We start from the raw sequence: 5,621 nt of genomic DNA, 5'->3' as shown, positions 1-5,621 counted from the left end.
CGCTGGCCGAGCGCCGCCGCGCCGAGGGCCGCCCCGGCGTCGCCCTGGGCTGGGGCCCGTGGGCGGGCGGCGGCATGGCCGAGGGGGCGGGCCTGGAACGCCACGGCCTGCGCCCACTGCCGGTGCCGACCGCCATCGCTGCGCTCAGCCGCTCGGCCCGCGCGCAGGGCGTGGTCGTGCTCGCCGACGTCGACTGGCGCCGCTTCGCCGACACCTTCACCGCCGCCCGGCCCAGCCCGCTGCTCGGCGGCCTGCTGCCCACGCCGGAGACGGCCGCCGAGCAGCCCGAGCCCGACCTGCTCGCCCGGCTGCGCGCGCTGCCCGCCGCCGAGCGGCCCGCGCACCTGGTCCGGCTCGTGCGCGGGCACGCCGCCGAGGTGCTGGGGCACGACTCGCCCGCCGCCGTCGGGGCCACCCGCTCCTTCCGCGACCTCGGGTTCGACTCGCTCAGCGCGGTGAAGCTGCGCGACCGGCTGCGCGCGGCCACGGGGCTGGCGCTGCCCGCCACGTTCGTCTTCGACCACCCCACCCCCGCGGCGGCAGGCGCTGAGCTGCTGGCCTGCCTGGTCCCCGCCGAGGACACCGACGCCGAGCTGCGCAGGCTCGTCGCCTCCGTTCCGGTCGAGCGGCTGCGCGCCGCGGGCCTGCTCGACGCCCTGCTGGAGCTGGCCCGCGACCCGGGCGAGCGCTCCGGTGCCGACGACCCCGACGACCCCGCGGACGCCGACGACCTCGGCGGCGGGGACCCGGTGGACGACGGCACCGACCTCGACGACATCGACGAGATGGACGCCGACCGGCTGATCCAGCTCGCCCTCGACCACACAGACGCCTGACGGCCCGGGAGCGCACCATGACGACGTCGAACGACAAACTCCTCGAGGCCCTGCGCGCGTCGGTCAAGGAGGCCGAGCGGCTGCGCAGGCGCACCCGCGCCCTGCAGGACCGCCAGTCCGAGCCCATCGCCGTCGTCGGCATGGCCTGCCGCTTCCCCGGCGGGGTGAGCTCCCCCGAGCAGCTCTGGGAGCTGCTGGTCGCGGGCGGCGACGCCGTGGGCGACTTCCCCGCCGACCGCGGCTGGGACCTCGACGCCCTCTACGACCCCGACCCGGACCGCCCCGGCACCTCCTACACGCGCCGTGGCGCGTTCCTCGACGACGTCGCCGGGTTCGACGCCGACCTGTTCGGGGTCAACCCGCGCGAGGCACTGGCGATGGACCCGCAGCAGCGCCTGCTGCTGGAGACCACCTGGGAGGTCTTCGAGCGCGCCGGGCTCGACGCCACCACCCTGCGCGGCAGCCGCACCGGCGTCTACGTCGGCGCCAACGTCCACGACTACCCCGAGGCCCTGCGCGGCGCGCCCGACGACCTCGGCGGCTACGTCGCCACCGGCAACGCGGCCTCGGTGGTGTCCGGGCGCATCGCCTACGCCTTCGGCCTGGAGGGCCCGGCGGTCACCGTCGACACCGCGTGCTCGGCGTCGCTGGTGTCGCTGCACCTGGCCGTGCAGGCGCTGCGGGCGGGGGAGTGCGACCTGGCCGTCACCGGCGGGGCCACCGTCATGGCCAGCCCGGCGGCGTTCACCGAGTTCTCCCGCCAGCGCGGCCTGGCCGCCGACGGCCGGTGCAAGCCGTTCGCCGCCGCGGCCGACGGCACCGGCTGGGGCGAGGGCGTCGGCGTGCTGCTGGTGGAGCGGCTCTCGGACGCCCAGCGCCTCGGGCACCGCGTCCTGGGCGTGGTGCGCGGCACCGCGGTCAACTCCGACGGCGCCTCCAACGGCCTGACCGCCCCCAACGGCCCCTCCCAGCGCCGGGTCATCCGCGCCGCCCTGGACAACGCCCAGCTCACCACCGCCGACGTCGACGCCGTCGAGGCGCACGGCACCGGCACCGCGCTCGGCGACCCGATCGAGGCCCAGGCCCTGCTGGCCACCTACGGCGCCGACCGGGACCGGCCGCTGCTGCTGGGCTCGCTGAAGTCCAACATCGGCCACACCCAGGCCGCCGCGGGCGTCGCCGGGGTGATCAAGATGCTGCTGGCCCTGCGCCACGGCACCCTCCCCGCGACGCTGCACGTCGACGCGCCGAGCCCGCGCGTGGACTGGTCGGCTGGCGCGGTGGAGGTCGTCACCGCCGCCCGCGAGTGGCCCGCAGTCGACCGCCCGCGCCGGGCGGGGGTGTCCTCGTTCGGCATGAGCGGCACCAACGCCCACGTCGTGCTGGAACAGGGCCCGGCCACCGACCCCGCCGTCGAGTCCGCCGCCACCGAGCCCGCCTCGTCCGGCCCGGTGCCGTGGTTCCTCTCCGGCGGCTCGGACGCGGCGCTGCGCGCGCGGGCGGCCGAGTTGGCCGGGACGGGCGCCGACGCCGCCGATGTGGCGCGGTCGCTGGTGTTCACCCGCACGGCGCTGCGGGCGCGGGCCGTGGTGGTCGGCTCCGGCGACGTGCTCGCGGACGGCGTCGCCGCGTTGGCGGCGGGGGTTCCGCACCCCGCCGTCGTCACCGGGGCCGCGGGCGAGCCTGGGCGGACCGTGTTCGTGTTCCCGGGTCAGGGTTCGCAGTGGGTGGGGATGGCGCGGGAGTTGGCTGCGTCGTCGGAGGTGTTCGCGGCTCGGTTGGCTGAGTGTGACGCGGCTCTGAGCGAGTTCAAGGGCTGGTCGTTGGACGAGGCTTTGGGTGATGCGGCGTTGTTGGAGCGGGTGGATGTTGTTCAGCCGGTGTTGTGGGCTGTGATGGTGTCGCTCGCGGAGGTGTGGCGTTCGTGGGGGATTGAGCCTGCTGCGGTGGTGGGGCATTCGCAGGGTGAGATCGCGGCTGCTGTGGTGGCGGGTGCGTTGTCGCTTGAGGACGGTGCGCGGGTCGTGGCGCTGCGGTCGCAGGTGCTGCGTAGGTTGGCCGGGCGCGGTGGCATGGTGTCGGTTGCCGCGGGTGTGGAGGCGGTGCGGGCGCGGATCGCTGCGTTCGGGGAGCGGCTGTCGGTCGCGGCCGTCAATGGCGCGTCGGCCGTGGTGGTTTCCGGTGAGCCGTCCGCCCTGGATGAGCTGGTCGCCTGCTGTGAGTCCGATGGTGTTCGGGCCAGGCGGATTCCGGTGGATTACGCGTCGCATTCGGCTCAGGTCGATGAGCTGCGCGATGAGTTGATGGTGGTGCTGGAGCCGGTGCGGCCCCGGGTTGGTTCTGTGCCGGTGTATTCGACGGTGACGGGCCGGGTGGAGGACGGCTCGGTGATGGGGGCCGGGTACTGGTTCGACAACCTCCGGTCCACTGTGGAGTTCGCTGGCGTCGTGCGGCGGCTGGTGGACGACGAGTTCGGCGTGTTCGTGGAGTGCTCCCCGCACCCGGTGCTCACCATGGCCCTGCCCGACGACGTCGTCGCCGTCGGCTCGCTCAAGCGCGACCACGGCGGGCTCGACCGGATGCTGCTGTCCCTCGGTGAGGCCGTCGTCGCGGGCACCACCCCGGACTGGGCCGCGGTCCTGCCCGGCGACGGCCGCGCCGACCTGCCCACCTACCCCTTCCAGCACCAGCGCTTCTGGCCCGCGCGCGGTGCCGCCGACCTCACCTCCACCGGCCTGGTCGGCACCGGGCACCCCCTGCTCGGCGCCGCCCTGTCGCTGGCCGACAACAACGGCGTGGTGCTCACCGGCACGCTGTCCACCGCCACCGCGCCCTGGCTGGGCGACCACGTCGTCGGCGGCCGGGTCGTGGTGCCGGGCACGGCGCTGCTCGACCTGGTGCTCGCCGCGGGCCGCCAGGCCGGGGTACCGCACGTGGACGGGCTGACCCTGCACGAGCCGCTGGCGCTGCCCGCCACCGTCCAGGTCTCCATCGGCGCGGGCGCGGACTCGCGCCCGGTCACCGTCTTCGCCCGCCAGGACCCCGCCGACGAGTGGGTCCGCCACGCCAGCGGCGCCCTGCGCGCCGAGCCGGTCGAGGTCGCGGCGGGGCAGTGGCCCGCCGACGCCGAGGAGGTCCCCCTCGACGGCCTGCACGACCGGTTCGCTGAGGGCGGCATCGCCTACGGCCCCGCCTTCCGCGGCCTGGCCCGCGCCTGGCGCCACGGCGACGAGGTCCTGGCCGAGGCCGCGACCGACGTCGACACCGGCGGCTTCGGCGTGCACCCCGCCCTGCTCGACGCCGCGCTGCACGCCCTGGCCACCGCCGAGGGCGCGCCCGCGCTGCCCTTCGACTGGCAGGGCGTCACGGTGCACGCCACCGGGGCCCGCGCCGTCCGCGCCCGGATGACACCCGCCGGACCCGACGCGGTCTCGCTCGTCGTCACCACCCCGGACGGCGAGCCGGTGCTCACCGCCGAGCGCCTGTCCTTCCGCCCCGCCGACCTGTCCGCCCCGGCCACGCCGCTGCACCGGCTGGACTGGACCCCCACCCCCTCGACCGGCGCGGACCCGGTCGACCTCGCGGACGCGCACGCCGACCTGCCCGCCCCGCTGGTCGTCCGCTGCCCCGCCGGGACGACCGCCGCCGACGCCCTGCCGCTGCTGCAAGCCTGGTCGGCTCGCGACGCGGGCCTGCTGACCCTGGTCGTGGCCACCGACCCCGACGGTGCGGGCGCCGCGGGCCTGACCCGCAGCGCCGCCGCCGAGCACCCGGGCCGCTTCGCCGTGGTGGAGACCCCGGACGCCGTCCTGCTCCCGGCGGGCGACGAGCCGTGGACCCGGGTCCTCGACGGCGCCCTGCACGCCCCCCGCCTCGCCAGGGTCGCCGACGAGGGTGCGGCCGACCCGTTCCCCGCCGACGGGCCCGTGCTCGTCACCGGCGGCACCGGCACCCTCGGCGCGGAGGTCGCCCTGCACCTGGCCCGGCGGGGTGTGCGCACGCTGGTGCTCACCAGCCGCCGCGGCCCGGCCGCGCCCGGCGCCGCGGACCTCGTCGCGCGGCTGGCGGAGCAGGGCGCGGAGGCCACCGTCCACGCCTGCGACGCCGCCGACGCCGACGCGCTGCGCGCCCTGCTCACCGAGCACCCCGTCACCGCCGTCGTGCACACCGCGGGCGTCCTCGACGACAGCGTGCTGGCCGCGGTGACCCCCGACCGGCTCGCCGCCGCCGCGACCCCCAAGGTCACCGCCGCCCGCGCGCTCGACGAGGCCACCGCCGGGCTCGACCTCACCGCGTTCGTGGTGTTCTCCGCCGCCGCGGGCCTGTTCGGCAACCCCGGCCAGGGCGCCTACGCCGCCGCCAACGCCGCCCTCGACGCGCTCGTCGCGCGCAGGCGCGCCCAGGGCAAGCCCGGCACCGCGCTCGCCTGGGGCCTGTGGGACCAGGCCAGCGGGATGACCGGCCACCTCGACGCCGCCGCCGTGGCCCGGCTGGCCAGGGCCGGGGTCGCCCCGCTGCCCACCGCCACCGCCCTCGCCCTGTTCGACGCCGCCACCGCCCGCGACGAGGCGCTGCTGGTCCCGGTCGGGCTCGACCTCGCCGCGCTGCGCGCGCGCCCCGAGGTGCCGCACCTGCTGCGCGGCCTCGTCGGCCCGCGCCGGGCGCACCTGCGGTCGGTCGAGGCGGGCGGCGCCGACACCCTCGCCGGGCTGACCGGCGCCGAGCGCGAGCGCACTCTCCTCGACCTGGTGCGCACACACGCCGCGGCCGTCCTCGGCCACGCCT

Annotated in this window: 2 protein-coding genes; both read left to right on the top strand. The window is 77.3% G+C overall.

The genetic code is table 11. The features are described from left to right. A partial coding sequence (locus L6E12_RS27830; protein ID WP_236230888.1) for an acyl carrier protein occupies window positions 1-836 on the top strand: 836 nt, incomplete at its 5' end. Between the two features lie 17 nt (window positions 837-853). Beyond that, on the top strand, window positions 854-5,621 hold a 4,768-nt coding region (locus L6E12_RS27825; protein WP_236230887.1), incomplete at its 3' end, for a type I polyketide synthase.

Source organism: Actinokineospora sp. PR83 (assembly GCF_021056305.1).
Taxonomy (GTDB): domain Bacteria; phylum Actinomycetota; class Actinomycetes; order Mycobacteriales; family Pseudonocardiaceae; genus Actinokineospora; species Actinokineospora spheciospongiae.
The sequence above is the reverse complement of the archived record's forward strand: the minus strand, read 5'-3'. Positions and strand labels throughout refer to the sequence as shown.